The sequence below is a fragment of the Neptuniibacter sp. QD29_5 genome, from assembly GCF_047778125.1.
Classification (GTDB): Bacteria; Pseudomonadota; Gammaproteobacteria; order Pseudomonadales; family Balneatricaceae; genus Neptuniibacter.
Window position 1 is genome coordinate 1,711,022 of record NZ_CP180556.1, and the last position, 15,861, is coordinate 1,726,882.

At 43.3% G+C, this 15,861-nt stretch carries 21 protein-coding genes; 17 read left to right on the forward strand and 4 right to left on the reverse strand.

Annotated features, from left to right (window positions below):
* Window positions 1-8 precede the first annotated feature (8 nt).
* Window positions 9-1,067, forward strand: a complete 1,059-nt coding sequence (gene sppA / locus ACMXYR_RS07840; protein ID WP_415903587.1) for a signal peptide peptidase SppA — start codon at window positions 9-11, stop codon at window positions 1,065-1,067.
* A 74-nt stretch (window positions 1,068-1,141) separates the two neighbouring features.
* Here the strand turns inward: sppA and ACMXYR_RS07845 are convergent, their stop codons facing one another.
* Window positions 1,142-1,720: a Maf family protein gene (locus ACMXYR_RS07845; RefSeq protein WP_415903588.1), complete on the reverse strand. Its 579-nt coding sequence runs from the start codon at window positions 1,718-1,720 to the stop codon at window positions 1,142-1,144.
* Window positions 1,721-1,831: 111 nt separating this feature from the next.
* Between ACMXYR_RS07845 and ACMXYR_RS07850 the strand changes: the two genes are divergently transcribed.
* From ACMXYR_RS07850 to ACMXYR_RS07925, 16 genes are all read left to right on the forward strand, one after another.
* Complete coding sequence (locus ACMXYR_RS07850) at window positions 1,832-2,344, forward strand: YceD family protein (protein WP_415903589.1); 513 nt, start codon at window positions 1,832-1,834, stop codon at window positions 2,342-2,344.
* A gap of 23 nt (window positions 2,345-2,367) precedes the next feature.
* The gene (rpmF, locus tag ACMXYR_RS07855) at window positions 2,368-2,550 is read left to right on the forward strand and encodes a 50S ribosomal protein L32 (protein ID WP_007019603.1); all 183 of its coding nucleotides are present in this window, start codon (window positions 2,368-2,370) and stop codon (window positions 2,548-2,550) included.
* A gap of 2 nt (window positions 2,551-2,552) precedes the next feature.
* Window positions 2,553-3,569: a phosphate acyltransferase PlsX gene (gene plsX, locus ACMXYR_RS07860; RefSeq protein ID WP_415903590.1), complete on the forward strand. Its 1,017-nt coding sequence runs from the start codon at window positions 2,553-2,555 to the stop codon at window positions 3,567-3,569.
* 96 nt (window positions 3,570-3,665) lie between these two features.
* A complete protein-coding gene (fabD, locus tag ACMXYR_RS07865) occupies window positions 3,666-4,598 on the forward strand; it encodes an ACP S-malonyltransferase (RefSeq protein WP_415903591.1) in 933 nt (310 codons plus the stop codon).
* Between the two features lie 22 nt (window positions 4,599-4,620).
* A complete protein-coding gene (gene fabG / locus ACMXYR_RS07870) occupies window positions 4,621-5,364 on the forward strand; it encodes a 3-oxoacyl-ACP reductase FabG (protein WP_415884591.1) in 744 nt (247 codons plus the stop codon).
* A 163-nt stretch (window positions 5,365-5,527) separates the two neighbouring features.
* On the forward strand, window positions 5,528-5,761 hold the full coding sequence (gene acpP, locus ACMXYR_RS07875) for an acyl carrier protein (RefSeq protein WP_007019607.1): 234 nt from the start codon (window positions 5,528-5,530) through the stop codon (window positions 5,759-5,761).
* Window positions 5,762-5,932: 171 nt separating this feature from the next.
* Window positions 5,933-7,171 carry a beta-ketoacyl-ACP synthase II gene (gene fabF, locus ACMXYR_RS07880; RefSeq protein ID WP_415903592.1) on the forward strand — a complete coding sequence of 413 codons (1,239 nt, stop codon included), beginning with the start codon at window positions 5,933-5,935 and terminating at the stop codon, window positions 7,169-7,171.
* Window positions 7,172-7,174: 3 nt separating this feature from the next.
* Window positions 7,175-7,990 (forward strand): aminodeoxychorismate lyase, encoded by an 816-nt coding sequence (gene pabC / locus ACMXYR_RS07885; RefSeq protein WP_415903593.1) that lies wholly within the window; start codon window positions 7,175-7,177, stop codon window positions 7,988-7,990.
* Window positions 7,987-9,012 carry an endolytic transglycosylase MltG gene (gene mltG / locus ACMXYR_RS07890; RefSeq protein WP_415903594.1) on the forward strand — a complete coding sequence of 342 codons (1,026 nt, stop codon included), beginning with the start codon at window positions 7,987-7,989 and terminating at the stop codon, window positions 9,010-9,012. Before pabC ends, mltG begins: the two co-directional genes overlap by 4 nt.
* A gap of 11 nt (window positions 9,013-9,023) precedes the next feature.
* Window positions 9,024-9,668: a dTMP kinase gene (gene tmk / locus ACMXYR_RS07895; protein ID WP_415903595.1), complete on the forward strand. Its 645-nt coding sequence runs from the start codon at window positions 9,024-9,026 to the stop codon at window positions 9,666-9,668.
* Complete coding sequence (locus ACMXYR_RS07900) at window positions 9,661-10,656, forward strand: DNA polymerase III subunit delta' (protein WP_415903596.1); 996 nt, start codon at window positions 9,661-9,663, stop codon at window positions 10,654-10,656. Before tmk ends, ACMXYR_RS07900 begins: the two co-directional genes overlap by 8 nt.
* A gap of 15 nt (window positions 10,657-10,671) precedes the next feature.
* The gene (locus ACMXYR_RS07905) at window positions 10,672-11,022 is read left to right on the forward strand and encodes a PilZ domain-containing protein (protein ID WP_415884783.1); all 351 of its coding nucleotides are present in this window, start codon (window positions 10,672-10,674) and stop codon (window positions 11,020-11,022) included.
* A 26-nt stretch (window positions 11,023-11,048) separates the two neighbouring features.
* A complete protein-coding gene (locus tag ACMXYR_RS07910) occupies window positions 11,049-11,849 on the forward strand; it encodes a TatD family hydrolase (protein ID WP_415903597.1) in 801 nt (266 codons plus the stop codon).
* Entirely contained in the window at window positions 11,827-12,726 is a 900-nt protein-coding gene (locus tag ACMXYR_RS07915; protein ID WP_415903598.1) for a radical SAM protein, read from the forward strand. Before ACMXYR_RS07910 ends, ACMXYR_RS07915 begins: the two co-directional genes overlap by 23 nt.
* Window positions 12,727-12,851: 125 nt before the next feature.
* Complete coding sequence (locus ACMXYR_RS07920) at window positions 12,852-13,952, forward strand: malate dehydrogenase (protein WP_415884600.1); 1,101 nt, start codon at window positions 12,852-12,854, stop codon at window positions 13,950-13,952.
* A gap of 55 nt (window positions 13,953-14,007) precedes the next feature.
* On the forward strand, window positions 14,008-14,412 hold the full coding sequence (locus tag ACMXYR_RS07925) for a secondary thiamine-phosphate synthase enzyme YjbQ (protein WP_415903599.1): 405 nt from the start codon (window positions 14,008-14,010) through the stop codon (window positions 14,410-14,412).
* A gap of 73 nt (window positions 14,413-14,485) precedes the next feature.
* Here ACMXYR_RS07925 and ACMXYR_RS07930 read toward each other — a convergent pair whose 3' ends face one another.
* The 3 genes from ACMXYR_RS07930 to tusB all read right to left on the reverse strand — a co-directional run bounded on the left by ACMXYR_RS07930 (window position 14,486) and on the right by tusB (window position 15,861).
* Window positions 14,486-15,043 (reverse strand): chemotaxis protein CheW, encoded by a 558-nt coding sequence (locus ACMXYR_RS07930; protein WP_415903600.1) that lies wholly within the window; start codon window positions 15,041-15,043, stop codon window positions 14,486-14,488.
* A 208-nt stretch (window positions 15,044-15,251) separates the two neighbouring features.
* Window positions 15,252-15,563: a TusE/DsrC/DsvC family sulfur relay protein gene (locus tag ACMXYR_RS07935; protein WP_415903601.1), complete on the reverse strand. Its 312-nt coding sequence runs from the start codon at window positions 15,561-15,563 to the stop codon at window positions 15,252-15,254.
* Window position 15,564: 1 nt separating this feature from the next.
* Window positions 15,565-15,861: a sulfurtransferase complex subunit TusB gene (gene tusB / locus ACMXYR_RS07940; protein WP_415903602.1), complete on the reverse strand. Its 297-nt coding sequence runs from the start codon at window positions 15,859-15,861 to the stop codon at window positions 15,565-15,567.

Genomic DNA, 15,861 nt, shown 5'->3' on the forward strand with positions numbered 1-15,861 from the left:
AGAAGTGTGTGTCTGATAATCCATGGAATGAATCTGAACAAAATGAAGCTCCAAAACAGCAGGAAGCTTCAGCAGCGACAGGAAGTAAGCTGGATCGCGCCGTTGAAAACGCGAAACAAGACGGTGCGAGTAAGAAAGAGTGGAAGTTAATTGAGAAAACCTTAAACGGTTTGTTTACAGAGCAGCGTCGGGCTCGCCGTTGGGGAATCTTTTTTAAGCTGCTGACATTTGTATATCTTTTTGCGCTATTAGGTATTTTCTTTGCCGGTAAAGATATCGCTACTGATGTTAAGCCGCAGGTTCACACGGCCATTATTGAGGTGAAAGGTGTTATTAGTTCAGACGATGAAGCTAGTGCGGATAATATTATCTGGTCACTGCGTGAAGCGTTTAAAGAGCCAAATGCCAAAGCGGTAATTCTACGTATTAATAGTCCTGGTGGTAGTCCAGTTCAGTCAGGTTACATTTACGATGAAATTAAGCGTCTGCGAGCAATTTATCCTGATAAGCCTCTGTACGCTGTTATTACAGATATTGGTGCGTCGGGTGCTTATTATATTGCGGCCGCGGCGGATTATATCTATGCCGATAAAGCCAGCTTGGTAGGCTCTATTGGTGTTGTTGCCGGTAGTTTTGGCTTTGTGGACCTGATGGAAAAGATCGGTGTTGAGCGTCGTTTATACACAGCGGGTGAACACAAGGCATTTTTGGATCCTTACTCTCCGAGAAATAGTGGTGAGGAAGAGTTTTGGCAAAGTGTACTAAATACAACCCATAATCAGTTTGTTGATCAGGTTCGTAAAGGCCGCGGAGATCGCCTTAAAGACGATCCAAAGCTATACACTGGTTTGGTTTGGAGTGGCGAGCAGGCAATTGAGCTTGGTTTGGTTGATGCGCTGGGTAGTTCTAGCTACGTTGCACGAGAAGTAATTAAAGTTGAGAAGCTGGTTGATTACTCTCCTAAGCAGGAGCCTTGGAAGCAAATTGTTGATGAGTTAGGGGTTAGCTTTGCGAAAGCAATTACGGCTGAACTAGGTGTCAATACAAAGAGTCATGAACTTCGTTAAACCCTTTGTGTGAACGAAGAATAAAAAGGAGGGTTTAGCCCTCCTTTTTTGTGTTTGTTTATAAGGTTGTTTTCTTATAAAACGTTTAGATCTTCTTTCTCTAACATTCTTACTAATCGGATCAAAGGTAGGCCGATAAGTGTATTCGGATCTTCGCCTTCGAGTTTGTCAAACAGTACAATGCCTAAGGCTTCAGATTTAAAACTGCCTGCGCATTTATATGGCTCTTCAGCCCGAAGGTAGTTTTCGATCATAGAAGTGGTGAGTTCTCTAAAATAAACCTTAAATGGAACAACTTCTGTTTGGCACTGGCCAGTGTCTGAGTTGAGTAAAGAAAGGCCGGTTAAAAATGTAACCGCATTACCCGATAGCTTTTGTAGTTGTTTCACGGCATTCTCATGGGTATGAGGTTTGCCTAGTATCTCGTCACCTAAAACTGCGACCTGATCCGATCCAATAATCAATGAGTTAGGTGCTTCTTCAGCAACTTTTTGTGCTTTACTTGCAGATAAGCGTGCAACTAATTCCTCTGCTGATTCATTCTCTAATGCCGATTCATCAATGTCTGGTGATATGCATGAATACTCCAAATTTAATTTGTCCAAAATTTGGCGACGGAAGGGTGAGCTAGAGGCTAAAATTAGATTTCTCATGTGATTTTTTGACCATGAATATGTGAAGGCACAAATATTAGCGGTTTTATTGTAGAATTAAACCCCAAAGTCTTTGACAGGACGGGCTTCGGGCCCTAGAATTGCGCGCTTATGTCAAACGGTCCATTACCTAAACGAGTAGACCCGCGAAAACTTGCTGAGCGGGAAGTACGAATCGCAGGCCAAGTTGCACTGAAGGACATGCCCAATCTTTGTCAGGCGTTAGTCGATAAAGAAGGGGAGTTTAATGTCGATCTTCAATTTGCAGTAGATGAGCAGCGAATTCGAACTCTCACAGGCAGTGCCACAGGTCATGTAACAATGACGTGTCAGCGTTGCTTGGAGTCAGTAGAGGTTGCCGTAGAGGCAGATTTTAATCTTGGAGTTGCGGCCAGTGAGGAGGCTGCTCAGCAGTTACCTCGCAGTTATGACCCCCTCATTGTAGAGGGTGAAGAGATTGAGTTACTGCCTGTTATAGAAGAAGAATTGATTCTGAGTTTGCCGCATGATGCTTATCATGATGACTGCTCTATCAATACTTCCTTCGGCGAGGCAGTGACAGAAGAAAACGAAAAACCGAATCCATTTAGTGTGTTGGCTCAGTTGAAAGCCGACAACAAATAGAAAGAACCAGGAGCTATTTAGTCATGGCAGTTCAGAAAAGTAAGAAGTCTCGTTCCCGTCGCGACATGCGTCGTTCCCACGATGCTCTGGGTAACCCGACTCTATCTGTAGAAGAAACTACCGGTGAAACTCACCGTCGTCACCACGTATCTGCTGACGGTTTTTACCGTGGTAAGCAGGTAATCAACAAGCAGGATGACGAATAAGCTTGTCAGATTACTACACCATTGCAGTTGATGTGATGGGCGGGGACTTCGGTCCCCGCATTACTATTCCCGCCACACTCGATGCCCTAGCGCGTCATTCTCGATTATCAGCAAAACTTATCGGTCACAGTGATGTTATTCAGCCCTTTCTTAATGGACTGAATCCGGATGTTGCCTGCCGTGTCGATGTTGTTCATGCGCCTGACACTATTTCTATGTCAGCTAAACCATCTCAAACACTTCGTAATGGCCAAGAATCTTCAATGTACAAAGCTATACAGCTTGTCGAAGATGGGGCGGCTCAAGCTTGTGTGAGTGCTGGTAATACGGGCGCTTTAATGGTGCTTGGTCGATACATTCTTAGAATGTTGCCTGGAGTGGATCGTCCAGCGATTATTTCCTCTGTGCCTACAGCTAAAGGTCATTGCTATCTTTTGGATTTGGGTGCGAATGTAGATTGCAGTGCGGAGCATCTGCTGCAGTTTGCGATTATGGGCTCGGTCATGACAGCTGCTGTCGATGGTATTCAGGGTCCCCGTGTAGGGCTTTTGAATATCGGTCAAGAGCAAGTCAAGGGTAATGAGCAGGTCAAGCTGGCTTCGCGCTTGATTCAGGAGCAAGGTGGCTTGAACTATGTCGGTTATATTGAAGGCGATGATCTATATGCCGGCAATGCTGATGTGGTTGTTTGCGATGGCTTTGTAGGTAATATTGCGCTTAAAAGTAGCGAAGGATTGGCGCGCTTAATTAATCAAAAGGTACAGGCAAGTTTTAAGCAGGGGCTTTATAGAAAGTTTCTTGCGCTACTGGCTAAACCAGTGCTTTCTGATTTGAAAAAGCAGATGGATCCCTCGCGTCGTAATGGTGCGAGTTTACTAGGTCTGCAAGGAATAGTAATAAAAAGCCACGGATCAGCGAATCAGCAGTGCTTTGGGTATGCACTTGATCAGGCTGTGGCAGAGATAGAACAAGATATTCCACGTAAGATTTGCAGTGAAATAGAGGCAAGGCTTACCTAATACCCACCACACAGTTTTAATTACCTATGAATGTTGTAAACTACGGCGAATGGCCTGATTCATAGGGCGTGTATTAATTGACGATTTGAGGACATCATGTCGCAAACTCTTGCTTTTGTATTTCCGGGGCAGGGCTCTCAACAAGTAGGGATGCTCTCGGAACTTGCTGAAACACATCCAGTTATTAAAAACACTTTCGCTGAAGCTTCTGAGGTTCTGGGTTACGACCTGTGGGACTTGGTTCAGAATGGTCCAGAAGAAGATCTTAATCAAACAGATAAGACTCAGCCTGCGCTTCTAACATCAGGTGTTGCTCTATGGCGTTTATGGCAGGAACAGAATGGCGCTAAACCAGCTGTTGTTGCAGGTCATAGTTTGGGTGAGTACACAGCGTTAGTTTGTGCTGGTGCAATCAGTTTTGCTGATGGTGTAAATCTAGTAAAACTGCGTGGCGAATTTATGCAGCAAGCCGTTCCTGCGGGTAGCGGTGCTATGGCAGCTATTCTAGGATTGGCTGATGATGCTATCGAGAAAGCTTGTCAGGAAGCTGAGCAGGGCGAAGTGGTTTCTCCGGTAAACTATAACTGCCCAGGTCAGATAGTTATTGCAGGGGAAAAAGCTGCAGTTGATCGTGCGATTGAGAGCTGTAAAGAAGCGGGCGCTAAGCGTGCTATTCCTCTTCCAGTAAGTGTTCCATCACACTGTGCTCTAATGAAGCCAGCGGCTGATAAGATGGCTGAAGAGCTATCTAAGATTGAAATCAATATGCCAGAAATTGATGTGGTTCAAAATGTAACTGCTTCCATTCCTGCGTCAGTTGAAGAATTAAAAGAAAATCTACTTGCTCAGTTATATAGTCCTGTACTTTGGACTAAAACAATCCAGGGTTTGGTTGAGCAGGGCTTGGAAAGCACTGTAGAGTGTGGTCCAGGTAAAGTGCTATCTGGTTTGAACAAAAAAGTTCATAAGCCTTTGAGTGTTGCAGCAATTAGTGATGCTGCGGGCCTTGAAAAAGCGTTAGGTCAATAATTGTAGCGCAAGGAATTTATAAATGAGTATTGAAGGTAAGATTGCGCTAGTAACTGGCGCTACTCGCGGTATCGGTAAAGCGATTGCTGAAGAGCTTGGTCGTCAAGGTGCAGTGGTTGTTGGTACGGCTACAAGCGAGAAGGGAGCAGAGGCTATTTCTGCTTACCTTGCTGAGGCAGGGGTTAAAGGTACGGGTCTAGTACTGGATGTTGCTGATAGCGCATCGGTTGAAACTGTACTAAAAGCTGTGCAGGATGATTTTGGTACTGTTGAGGTGCTGGTTAACAATGCAGGCATCACGCGCGACAATATTTTGATGCGCATGAAAGAAGATGAGTGGGATTCTGTATTGAATACGAACCTTAACTCAATCTATCGTCTTGTTAAGGGCTGTCTACGTGGCATGACCAAGGCTCGTTGGGGGCGGATTATCAGTGTAAGCTCTGTAGTGGCATCTATGGGTAACGCTGGTCAGGCAAACTACGCTGCAGCTAAGTCAGGTATGGAAGGTTTTACTCGTGCGCTAGCGCGTGAAGTGGGCTCTCGCAACATCACAGTTAACTGTGTTGCGCCTGGTTTTATCGATACAGATATGACAAGTGGATTGGCAGATGAGCACAAAGATGCGCTTAAATCTCAGATCCCAATGAATCGTTTGGGTCAACCGGAAGAAATTGCAGCTGTTGTTGGTTTTCTGGCCAGTCAAGGCGGCGGTTACGTGACTGGTGAGTCGATTCAAGTCAACGGTGGCATGTATATGGGTTAAATACCCGTATAAGGAATTGTTTTTTTCTGCCAATTGTTGATAATGTGCCGTCAGGTAGAGAATGAATTTACAATCTTGGCTTGATAAAGCCGGGATGCTTTAATAAAATTTCTTACCGCATTTCGTACTTGAATGCGGTGTTAATAAGAAGATAGGAATAGATATGAGCAACATTGAAGAGCGCGTAAAAAAGATCATCGCAGAGCAGCTAGGTGTTAAAGAAGAAGAAGTTACTCAAGAAGCTTCTTTCGTTGAAGATCTTGGCGCAGACTCTCTGGACACAGTTGAGTTGGTAATGGCTCTGGAAGAAGAATTCGAAACTGAAATTCCAGACGAAGAAGCTGAAAAAATCACTACAGTTCAGCTTGCAATCGATTACATCAACGCACACCAGTAATCGTTCGCTACAAGCAAGAATTTCGAAAAGCCGCCTATCTTTGATAGAGCGGCTTTTCTTTTGCCTGCAAGATACATAACGTTTAATGCTTAAGTCAGTTCGGTTAGAATTGGCGCATAGTTAATTCCTGATTTATATAGAACTTCCTTGTGTGGAATATGGAGATCAAAGATGGCACGTAGACGTGTTGTGATTACTGGTATCGGTATGCTTACCCCTATTGGCAATACTGTCTCAGAGACTTGGGATAATTTACTTGCTGGTAAGAGTGGTGCTCGACCAATCACTCACTTTGATTCTTCTCCTTTTGCAACTCAGTTTTCGGCATCCGTTCAAGACTTTGATGTTACTCAGTATATGAGTGCGAAAGAGGCCCGTAAGATAGATCTATTCATTCAATACGGTATGGCTGCGGGTATGCAGGCTATTGATGATGCGAAACTAGAAGTGACTGACTCTAATGCTTCGCGTATCGGTTGTGCAATAGGCTCAGGCATTGGTGGTTTGCCAATGATCGAGAAAAACGTTGATATTCTAAACACAACGGGTCCAAGACGTGTTTCTCCGTTCTTTGTGCCGGGCAGTATTATCAATATGATCGGTGGCAATCTCGCGATCAAATACGGCCTCAAGGGCCCTAATATTGCAATCACAACGGCTTGCACTACAGGTACGCATAATATTGGTCAGGCAATGCGTATGATCCAGTATGGTGATGCTGATGTAATGCTGGCCGGCGGTGCCGAAATGGCTACTACGCCATTAGGTATTGCTGGCTTCTCTTCTGCACGAGCGTTATCAACGCGAAATGATTCTCCTGAAACAGCCAGTCGCCCATGGGATCAAGACCGTGATGGTTTTGTGCTTGGAGATGGTGCGGGCGTGCTTGTACTTGAAGAATACGAACATGCTAAAGCGCGTGGTGCCAAAATCTACTGTGAATTAGCAGGCTTTGGTATGAGTGATGATGCTTACCACATGACAGCACCACCAGAAGACGGCGCGGGTGCAGCCCTGGCTATGCAAAACGCTATTAATGATGCATCTGTAGCACCAGACGAGATTCATTATATCAATGCTCATGGTACTTCTACGCCAGCGGGTGATATTGCTGAATCTAATGCGGCTAAATCAGTGTTGGGCAATGCAGCTGCTGATGTCAGGATGAGCTCGACTAAATCCATGATTGGTCATTTGCTGGGAGCTGCAGGTGCTGTTGAAGCAATCTTCTGTGCATTAGCGATCAGAGATCAAATTGCGCCGCCTACTATTAATTTAGATAACCCATCTGAAGGGTGTGATCTAAATTATGTTCCACATACCGCTCAGCCTTGTGAGATTAAAGCGGCGCTTTCTAACTCATTTGGTTTTGGCGGAACCAACGGAACCTTGGTATTCCGTCAGATCTGATTTATGACTAAGTACTGGATTAATGGCGTTTTAGCCGATCAGGTATCTATAAATGACCGCGGTCTAAGTTACGGCGATGGTTTATTTGAAACTATTGCTGTGATCGATGGTAAGCCACACTTGTTCGATCAGCATATGGAGCGTTTACAGATTGGCTTGGATCGCCTGAAATTCCCTGAAGGGACAATAGAAGCCGTAAAGAATGATATTCAAGCTTTAAGCTTCTCCGGTAATCAAACATTAAAGCTAACAGTGACACGGGGTTTAGGTGAAAGAGGCTATAAGCTTCCTGCCACTTGTGTGCCTGCACGTATCATCAGTCTTTCGGATTCATCTGATTTTTCTCAGCAAAGAGAACAAGGTGTTTCTGTAAGGCTTTGTCAGCAGCGATTGGCTATTAATCCTGCGCTGGCGGGGATTAAGCATCTAAATAGGTTGGAGCAGGTTCTAGCAAGATCTGAGTGGTCTGATTTAGATATCGCTGAAGGTATTGTGTCCGATCTAGAAGGTAATCTTGTTGAAGGTACCATGAGTAATCTTTTTTGGGTTCATGATGGCGTGCTCTTCACACCGAAAATAGATCGAAGCGGTGTGAAAGGGGTTATGCGTGATCGCCTGATAGAATTGGCTGACCAGCTCTCAGTTGAAGTTATCGAAGGGAATTACCCTGAATCATCACTTGAGAGTGCAGAAGAAGTTTTTATATGTAACAGTCTGATCGGTATTTGGCCGGTTATAACAATCGATGGTAAGCCTTTAAGTGTCGGCCCAATCACCAGAGATCTGCAATTATTGCTATCTAAGGAAATGAGTTGTTGAAAAAGATATTAACTGTTTTATTTGTCCTTATTGCGTCAGGTGCGGCAGGGGCTTATTGGTTATGGAATGATTACAATGCTTTCCTTGGTGCATCGCTTCCTGTTAAAGAAAAAGCTCTTTTTGAAGTTGAAAAAGGTAGTAGTTTCAATAAGGTAGTTGCGGATTTTAAAGAAAGTTACGGTGAGATTAATAACCATTATTTTAAGATCTACGGCCGTCAATCTGGTCTTGCGAATAAGATTAAAGCGGGTGAGTATGAGTTAAAAGCCGGCTTAACACCTGTAGAATTTCTAAAGATCATTACATCAGGTGTGTCTAAAAATTATCGTTTCACCATCATTGAGGGAAGTAATTTCAAAGAGATGATGGGCGCAATTATTGAGCATAAATACCTTAAAGATGATGTTAGCCATTTAAGTAGAGAAGAGCTATTGAAACAGCTTGGTGTTTCAGAAAAACACCCAGAAGGTCTGTTTTTAGCGGAGACGTTCAGTATTGAGAAGAACGGTTCAGCGCTTGCAGTATTAAAGCGCTCTAACGCCATGATGAAAAAGATTTTAGAAGATGAATGGCAAAAACGTGATGCTAAGCTGCCGTACAAATCATCTTATGAAGCTCTAATCATGGCTTCTATTGTTGAAAAGGAAACAGCGCGAGCAGATGAGCGCCCGATCATTTCTGGTGTGTTTGTCCGTCGATTGAATAAACGTATGCGCCTGCAAACTGACCCGACCGTTATTTACGGCATGGGAGATGATTACAACGGCAACATTCGTCGTAAAGATTTAAGAAAGCCAACGCCTTACAACACCTATGTAATACCGGCGCTACCGCCTACACCTATCGCCATGGTTGGTAGAGAAGCAATTGAAGCAGCGCTTAATCCTGCAGACGGTAAAGCGCTTTATTTTGTTGCTAAAGGCGATGGCAGTCATTATTTTTCAGCGACTTTGAAAGAGCATAACAATGCGGTTAGACGTTATCAGCTTACGCGTCGTAAAGATTATCGCTCTTCGCCATAGGAACAAGAATTATGAATACAAGCGTTAAAGGTCGCTTTATCACTGTTGAAGGCACTGAAGGGGTTGGTAAATCAACAAATATTGAATATTTGTGTCAGCTACTACGTGACCTCGAAATAGAAATTGTTTTAACCCGTGAGCCAGGCGGAACACCGCTAGCAGAAGAGTTACGTGAACTACTTCTATCTCCTCGTGATGAGCGTGTTAGTGAAGACACAGAATTGTTGCTGATGTTTGCGGCGCGTGCCCAGCATATCGAAAATGTGATTCGTCCTGCGCTTGAACGTGGAGCTTGGGTTATAAGCGATCGATTTACAGATGCGACTTATGCTTACCAAGGTGGCGGAAGAGATGTGGACCTTGAGCATATCGCTATGCTAGAGCGAATTGTTCAGCACGGACTTCATCCTGATATGACGTTGCTTTTGGATTTAGATGTAGAAATCGGCTTACAACGTGCTTCGCAAAGAAGCGAGCCTGATCGCTTTGAACAGGAAAAGTTGGATTTCTTCCATAAAGTTCGCAACATGTATCTATCTAGGGCTGAAGTTGAGCCTAATCGTTTTAGCGTAATTGATGCGTCTAAGAGTATTACTGAAGTACAGGCGCAAATTTTAGATGCTGTAAATACGTTTGTGGGTTCTGATAATGTCTGAGCTGTTAAAGCCGTTTCCATGGTTTGATGATCGATTCGCTCATCTAGGTCAGCTACATGATCAGAACCGATTGCCGCATGCATTATTAATTCATGGTATGCCGGGTATTGGTAAAGCGGCTTTTGCAACAGCGTTTGCGCAATCTCTACTATGTCAAAGTCCTATACAAGGTCGAGCATGTGGTCATTGTAAGTCATGTGACCTAAATGCCGCAGGTAGTCACCCCGATCTCTTTATTCTCTCGCCTGAAGAAGAGGGTAAGCAGTTAAAGGTTGATCAAGTTCGTGGATTAGGGGAATTCATCTACAGTACCGCACAGCAAGGTGGTTATCGTGCAGTGGTTGTTGATCCTGCAGATGCTATGAATGTTGCTTCTGCCAATGCGCTTTTGAAAATGTTAGAAGAGCCCGGCTCCGACACGATTATTTTGTTGGTTACCTCTAAAATGGGGCAGGTATTGCCGACCATTAAGAGCCGTTGCCAGCATGTAGAATGTCATAATCCATCTGAAGGTGATGCAATTAATTGGCTAATGGCTGCTGCCGAAATTGATGCGGAGAAGGCTAAAAGCATACTGCATATTAATCGTGGAGCGCCTAAAGAGGCCTTATTATATATAGAAAAAGGCTTAAATGAGCATCGAGCACAGCTAATTCGCGGACTTGCGGATATACTTAAACAACGAAGAACGGCGCTTGAGGTTGCTCAATCTTGGCAAAAGCTTGATTTAGAGATGCTGCTAGGCTGGTTTTATAGCTTGTTGTCTGATGCTGCTCGCGGTTCTGTATGTCAAAGTCCTGAGTTATTAAGACAGGATGATGCGCGTAATATGCTGAATGCGGTTGCTAAAAAAACTAACCCAGTTAAAATCTTCAAATTAGCGGATAAAGTACACGAAGAGCGCAGGGCAATAATGCTTAGGCAAAACCCTAATAAGCAGTTATTGTTAGAAAGTATATTATTGGAATGGGCTGCGCTGCTCAGTTAAGGATAAAGGTTCAATATGGTAGCTGTACCACGTTTAAGTCATGGCATTTTGTCTTTGAATATTCAGACAAAAGAAGAGCTATACGAGGCTTACTTACCGTACATCACTAATAGCGGATTATTTATTCCTACTCTACGCTCTTATCATCTAGGTGAAGAGGTATTTATGTTGCTTGAGTTAATGGATGAAGGCGACAAAATACCGGTTACAGGTAAAGTGATTTGGGTTACCCCAAAAGGCGCACAGGGCGGTCGAACACCAGGGATTGGCATTCAACTATCTGCTGATGATACTACCCTAGTAAACAAAATAGAGACCTATCTGGCAGGAACTTTAAACTCAGAGAAAAAAACAAACGCTCTGTAGTGTAAATCCTTCCTATCTAAATATTTATGTTCATCGATTCTCACTGTCATTTAGACAGGTTAGACCTGTCTCCGTACGATAATAAATTTTCAGATATGCTTCAGGCGGCCTTTGACCGTAAGGTTGATGCCATGCTTTGTGTGTCTATTGCAATGTCGCAATTTCCTTCGATGTATGAGCTGATAAAACCATATGAAAGAGTATTTGCATCAGTAGGTATTCATCCATTGTCAGCTGCAGAAGAGCAGGTGAGCGTTAAAGAGCTGATCGAGCAAGCATCTCAATCTAAAGTTATCGCCATCGGTGAAACGGGCCTAGATTATTACTATCAAACAGATACTAAAGAGGCTCAGCAGAAAAGTTTTGAGACTCATCTCGTTGCTGCAGGTGAGTTAAAACTACCTGTAATAGTACATACTCGTGATGCTCGCCAAGATACACTGGATATGATTAAGGCTCATGGTAATCAGGAATCCGGTGGAGTGCTGCACTGCTTCACAGAAAGTTTAGATATGGCTAAAGCAGCCTTAGATATGAACTACTATATTTCTTTCTCTGGCATCACAACATTCCGCAATGCAAGTGAGTTGCGCGATGTAGTAAAAGAAATCCCTCTAGAGCGAATCCTTATCGAAACTGATGCGCCTTATCTAGCGCCGGTACCGTATCGTGGTAAGAAGAATGAGCCTAAGTATGTAGTTGAAGTGGCTCAGTGTATCGCGGATCTTAAGGGTGTTTCCATTGATGTAGTTGCTCAGCAAACTACTGATAATTTCTACCGACTTTTTAATAAGGCGGATCAGAATGTTTCAATATCCTCCAATTAATTACATTGAGCCAGTCTTTAGGCCGCCAAGTGAAGCTCAGTCGCTTATCCTACAGGTAACGAATGGCTGTAGTTGGAACAAGTGCACGTACTGTGAAATGTATCGTGCACCACAAAAAAAATTCCGCCCTAAATCTATTGCTGATATCACTGAAGAAGTCATTCGTTGTAGTGCCGCGCTAGGCGCTGTTAGAAAGGTGTTTCTTGCTGATGGCGACGCAATGGCTTTGTCATTTAAGCGCTTAAAAGAGATCTTGCTAGTCATCAAAGAGCACCTTCCAAGCGTTTCTCGTGTATCAGCTTATTGCTTGCCTCGTAATCTTCTAAATATCAACGTCGAAGAGTTATCTGAGTTACGTGAATTAGGTTTGTCGCTTCTGTATGTAGGTGCTGAGAGCGGTAATGATGAGATTCTTGAGAAAATAGAGAAGGGTGAAACTTTTGAATCGACTAAGGAAGCTCTGCTAAAGATTAAAGCGGCAGGCATCAAATCGTCCGTGATGATAATTAATGGTATGGGTGGAGCAAAATACTCTCACCAGCATGCGATTGATTCGGCGCGATTGGTCAATGAGGTTCAGCCGGATTACTTAGCGACCTTAGTGCTATTTTTCCATCAAGGTGAGGCTGAGTTTGTACAGTCGTTTGGTGATGATTTTGAGTTCTGCAACCAACGTCAGTTGATCGAAGAGATGCAAGCCTTTATCAGTCATCTTGATTTGGATAAAACCATTTTTAGAAGTGATCATGCCTCTAATTATCTTGTGCTCAAAGGGGTTTTAGGGCGTGATAAAGAGAAGCTACTTACAATGATCGATGGTGCATTAAATTCAGAGAGTAGTGTATTCCTACGCTCGGAATCTAGTCGTGGTCTATAAAAATAGTTCTTCCGTTTATTTTCAAAGTTCATATTGAGTACTAGAGAAGTACTTACATAATTGCTTACAGTCTATATACTTTGGTATTAAATGATTTTATTGCCAATATTTAGGGGTAAAAAGCAATGAGACGTCCAGTTCGAGTAGCCGTAACCGGTGCCGCAGGTGCTATTAGCTACAGTTTGCTGTTTAAGATTGCTGCTGGTGAAATGATGGGTAAAGATCAGCCTGTGATTCTGCAGCTGATTGAACTACCACAAGCGATGGATGCACTTCGTGGTGTCGCAATGGAATTGATGGATTGTGCATACCCACTTCTTCATACCATCACTCTGCATGACAATGTAGAAGATGGTTTTAAAAACGCTCACTATGCATTACTAGTAGGTGCCAAGCCACGTGGTCCAGGTATGGAGCGTAGCGATCTACTTGAAGAAAACGCTGCTATTTTTGCTCGTCAGGGTAAAGCACTAAATGATTTCGCTAACCGTGACGTTAAAGTACTTGTTACAGGTAACCCTGCAAATACGAATGCACTTATCGCTAGCCGAAATGCGCCGGACTTAAGCCCATCGCAGTTTACTTGTTTAACTCGTTTGGATCACAACCGCGCTAAAGGCATTCTAGCGAACCACTGTGGTGCTACCACACGTGATATTGGTGGAATCATGATTTGGGGTAACCATTCTCCAACTCAATATCCAGATCTACATCAGGCAACAATCCTAGGTAAGCCTGCTATGTCTCAGATCGACACTGCTTGGTACAGAGATGAGTTTATCCCTAAAGTGCAGAAACGTGGTGGTGAGATCATCGAAGCGCGTGGCCTTTCTAGTGCAGCATCTGCAGCACAAGCGATTGTTGATCAGATGCGTGATTGGGTGCTTGGTACAGAACCGGGTGAGATCATCAGTATGGGTATTCTGAGTGACGGTAGTTATGGTATCGCGAAAGGTATCTTCTACTCATTCCCTGTACGCTGTAATTACGGCCGTTACCAAATCGTTCACGATATTGATGTAAACGATTTCAGCCGTCAACGTTTAACAGCGACTGAGCAAGAATTGCTTGATGAAAAGCAGATCGTTGACCACTTGCTACCAAAAGAAACTGAAGCTTCTCATCAGAATCTATCTATCTGCTTACGCTCAGGCGTAACTCTGTATGCTGACAATGCAGGTCCTGATGCTGAAGATAAGTTCATGACAACAAACAGGGTAATGTAGTTTTAATTATTGCTAATCTGTTAAAGTGCCTCTTCATCTGAAGGGGCATTTTTTTATGGTAAAGCTACTTACAGTCAAAACAGGTCGCCAAGGGCTTTTTGAATTCACACACCAGTTACAGCAATTGCTCGATCAAAGTGGTGTAACAGAAGGGTTGTGTACTTTGCTGATACAGCATACTAGCGCGAGTCTAATTATTCAGGAAAATGCTGATCCCAGTGCTAAACATGATTTAGAGAATTGGTTAAATCGTCTAGTGCCTGAACGCGATTCACTGTATACCCATACGCTAGAGGGCGATGATGATATGCCTGCCCACATAAAAAGTGTTCTGACGAGTCCCTCCTTATCCATTCCTGTGCTTAATGGTCAGTTGTGCATAGGGACATGGCAGGGCATATACTGCTGGGAACACCGTCATTGCTCATCAAGCAGGCAAATCGCTGTACATATTGGTTAGGTTGTCTTTTAAAGCTTGAATTATTTCAGGCACAAAAAAAGCTGCAAATGCAGCTTTTTTATTTTTGCCAAGCTTAGAACTCTTCGCCTGTCTCCATTGGAGTAACGCTTTGCAGCATCTTTAAGAGATCTAGCAGAATGATCAGAATGCTGTTGTAGTAGCATACACCTTGAACGAAACGCTTTGTGGTTTCTTCGCCAGTAGCATTAGGTGCGCGATCAATATCATTCTGTGGAAGATTGATTACCTCATCAACGCTATCTACAACCAAACCAACAACTTCTTGTTCATTATATTCAACAACAATAATACGTGTATCGTCATCAGGCTCGTGAGGGCTTAGACCAAACATCTGGCGTGTATCGATAACAGTTACAACATTGCCACGCAGATTGATGATTCCGAGAATGAAATAGTCTGAACCAGGTACAGGGGTGATTTCGCTGTAACGAAGTACCTCTTTAACTTGAACTACATCAACGCCGTACAATTCATTATCGACCTTGAAGGTTGCCCATTGGTGATAGATGACTTCTTCTTGATTGCTGCGTTTAGTATCACTTGCTTCCTGGTGCAAAGCTTGCTCAGCTTGTAACGATTTAAGGTGTTCAGCTGCTGCTTCTAGACCCATAGTGTTCTACCTATCCTGTTTGCTACAACTAAGGACTCTTAAGGTAAAAAGAGTGCTTTTTTATATTTCGAGTATCCCACAGCTTTAAAATGCTTAAAAGTAGGGAGATAGTGTTTTGTTACAGCATAGACTAGCAATGCCGCGGTTTAAACCGCACAGATCAAAAAAAGTCATTATTTCAGCTGGATGGATCACTAATATTATCTTTTTAAAGGCAGTTATCAGGTTTAGGTAGGCCCGAAACTTTTGCTATTAGTTTTGCTGGGCTTCCTGGGAAAAGCTTCATTAGATAGATGCTTTTGCCTTTTTCTTTACCTAATTTAAGGGAGACTGCTTTTATTAGAGGACGCATAGCCGGAGAAAGCTGATATTGTTGGTAGAAATCACGAATAACATGAATGATTTCCCAATGATCTGGGGTTAGGTTCAGTCCTTCATTTTCGGCTATATAATTTGCAACTGATTCATCCCAGTCATCTAGGTTTCTGAGATAACCTTCTTCATCAAACTCGATAGTCATATTAAAACCAGCTTACTACTTTGTTCATTTTACAGCTTAGTTCTACAAACTGCTCATCTGTCGCCAGTGTAAAGCGAGGATTTAACTTGTCGGTTATTCCTCGTGCGCTCACATCTGGCTCTAAGGCGAAGAGCTGGGAGTTTTTAGGCAGGTCGGTGAACAGTGATGCATTTGCCGTTAGGGCTATGTAGACACCGTCCTCAATCACTAAAATACAGTCATTATCTTTTACGCTAGAGAGCATTCTGTTTAAGAGTTGCGCATCGCTATGAGATTTATTTAATAGATGTAAAGTCAT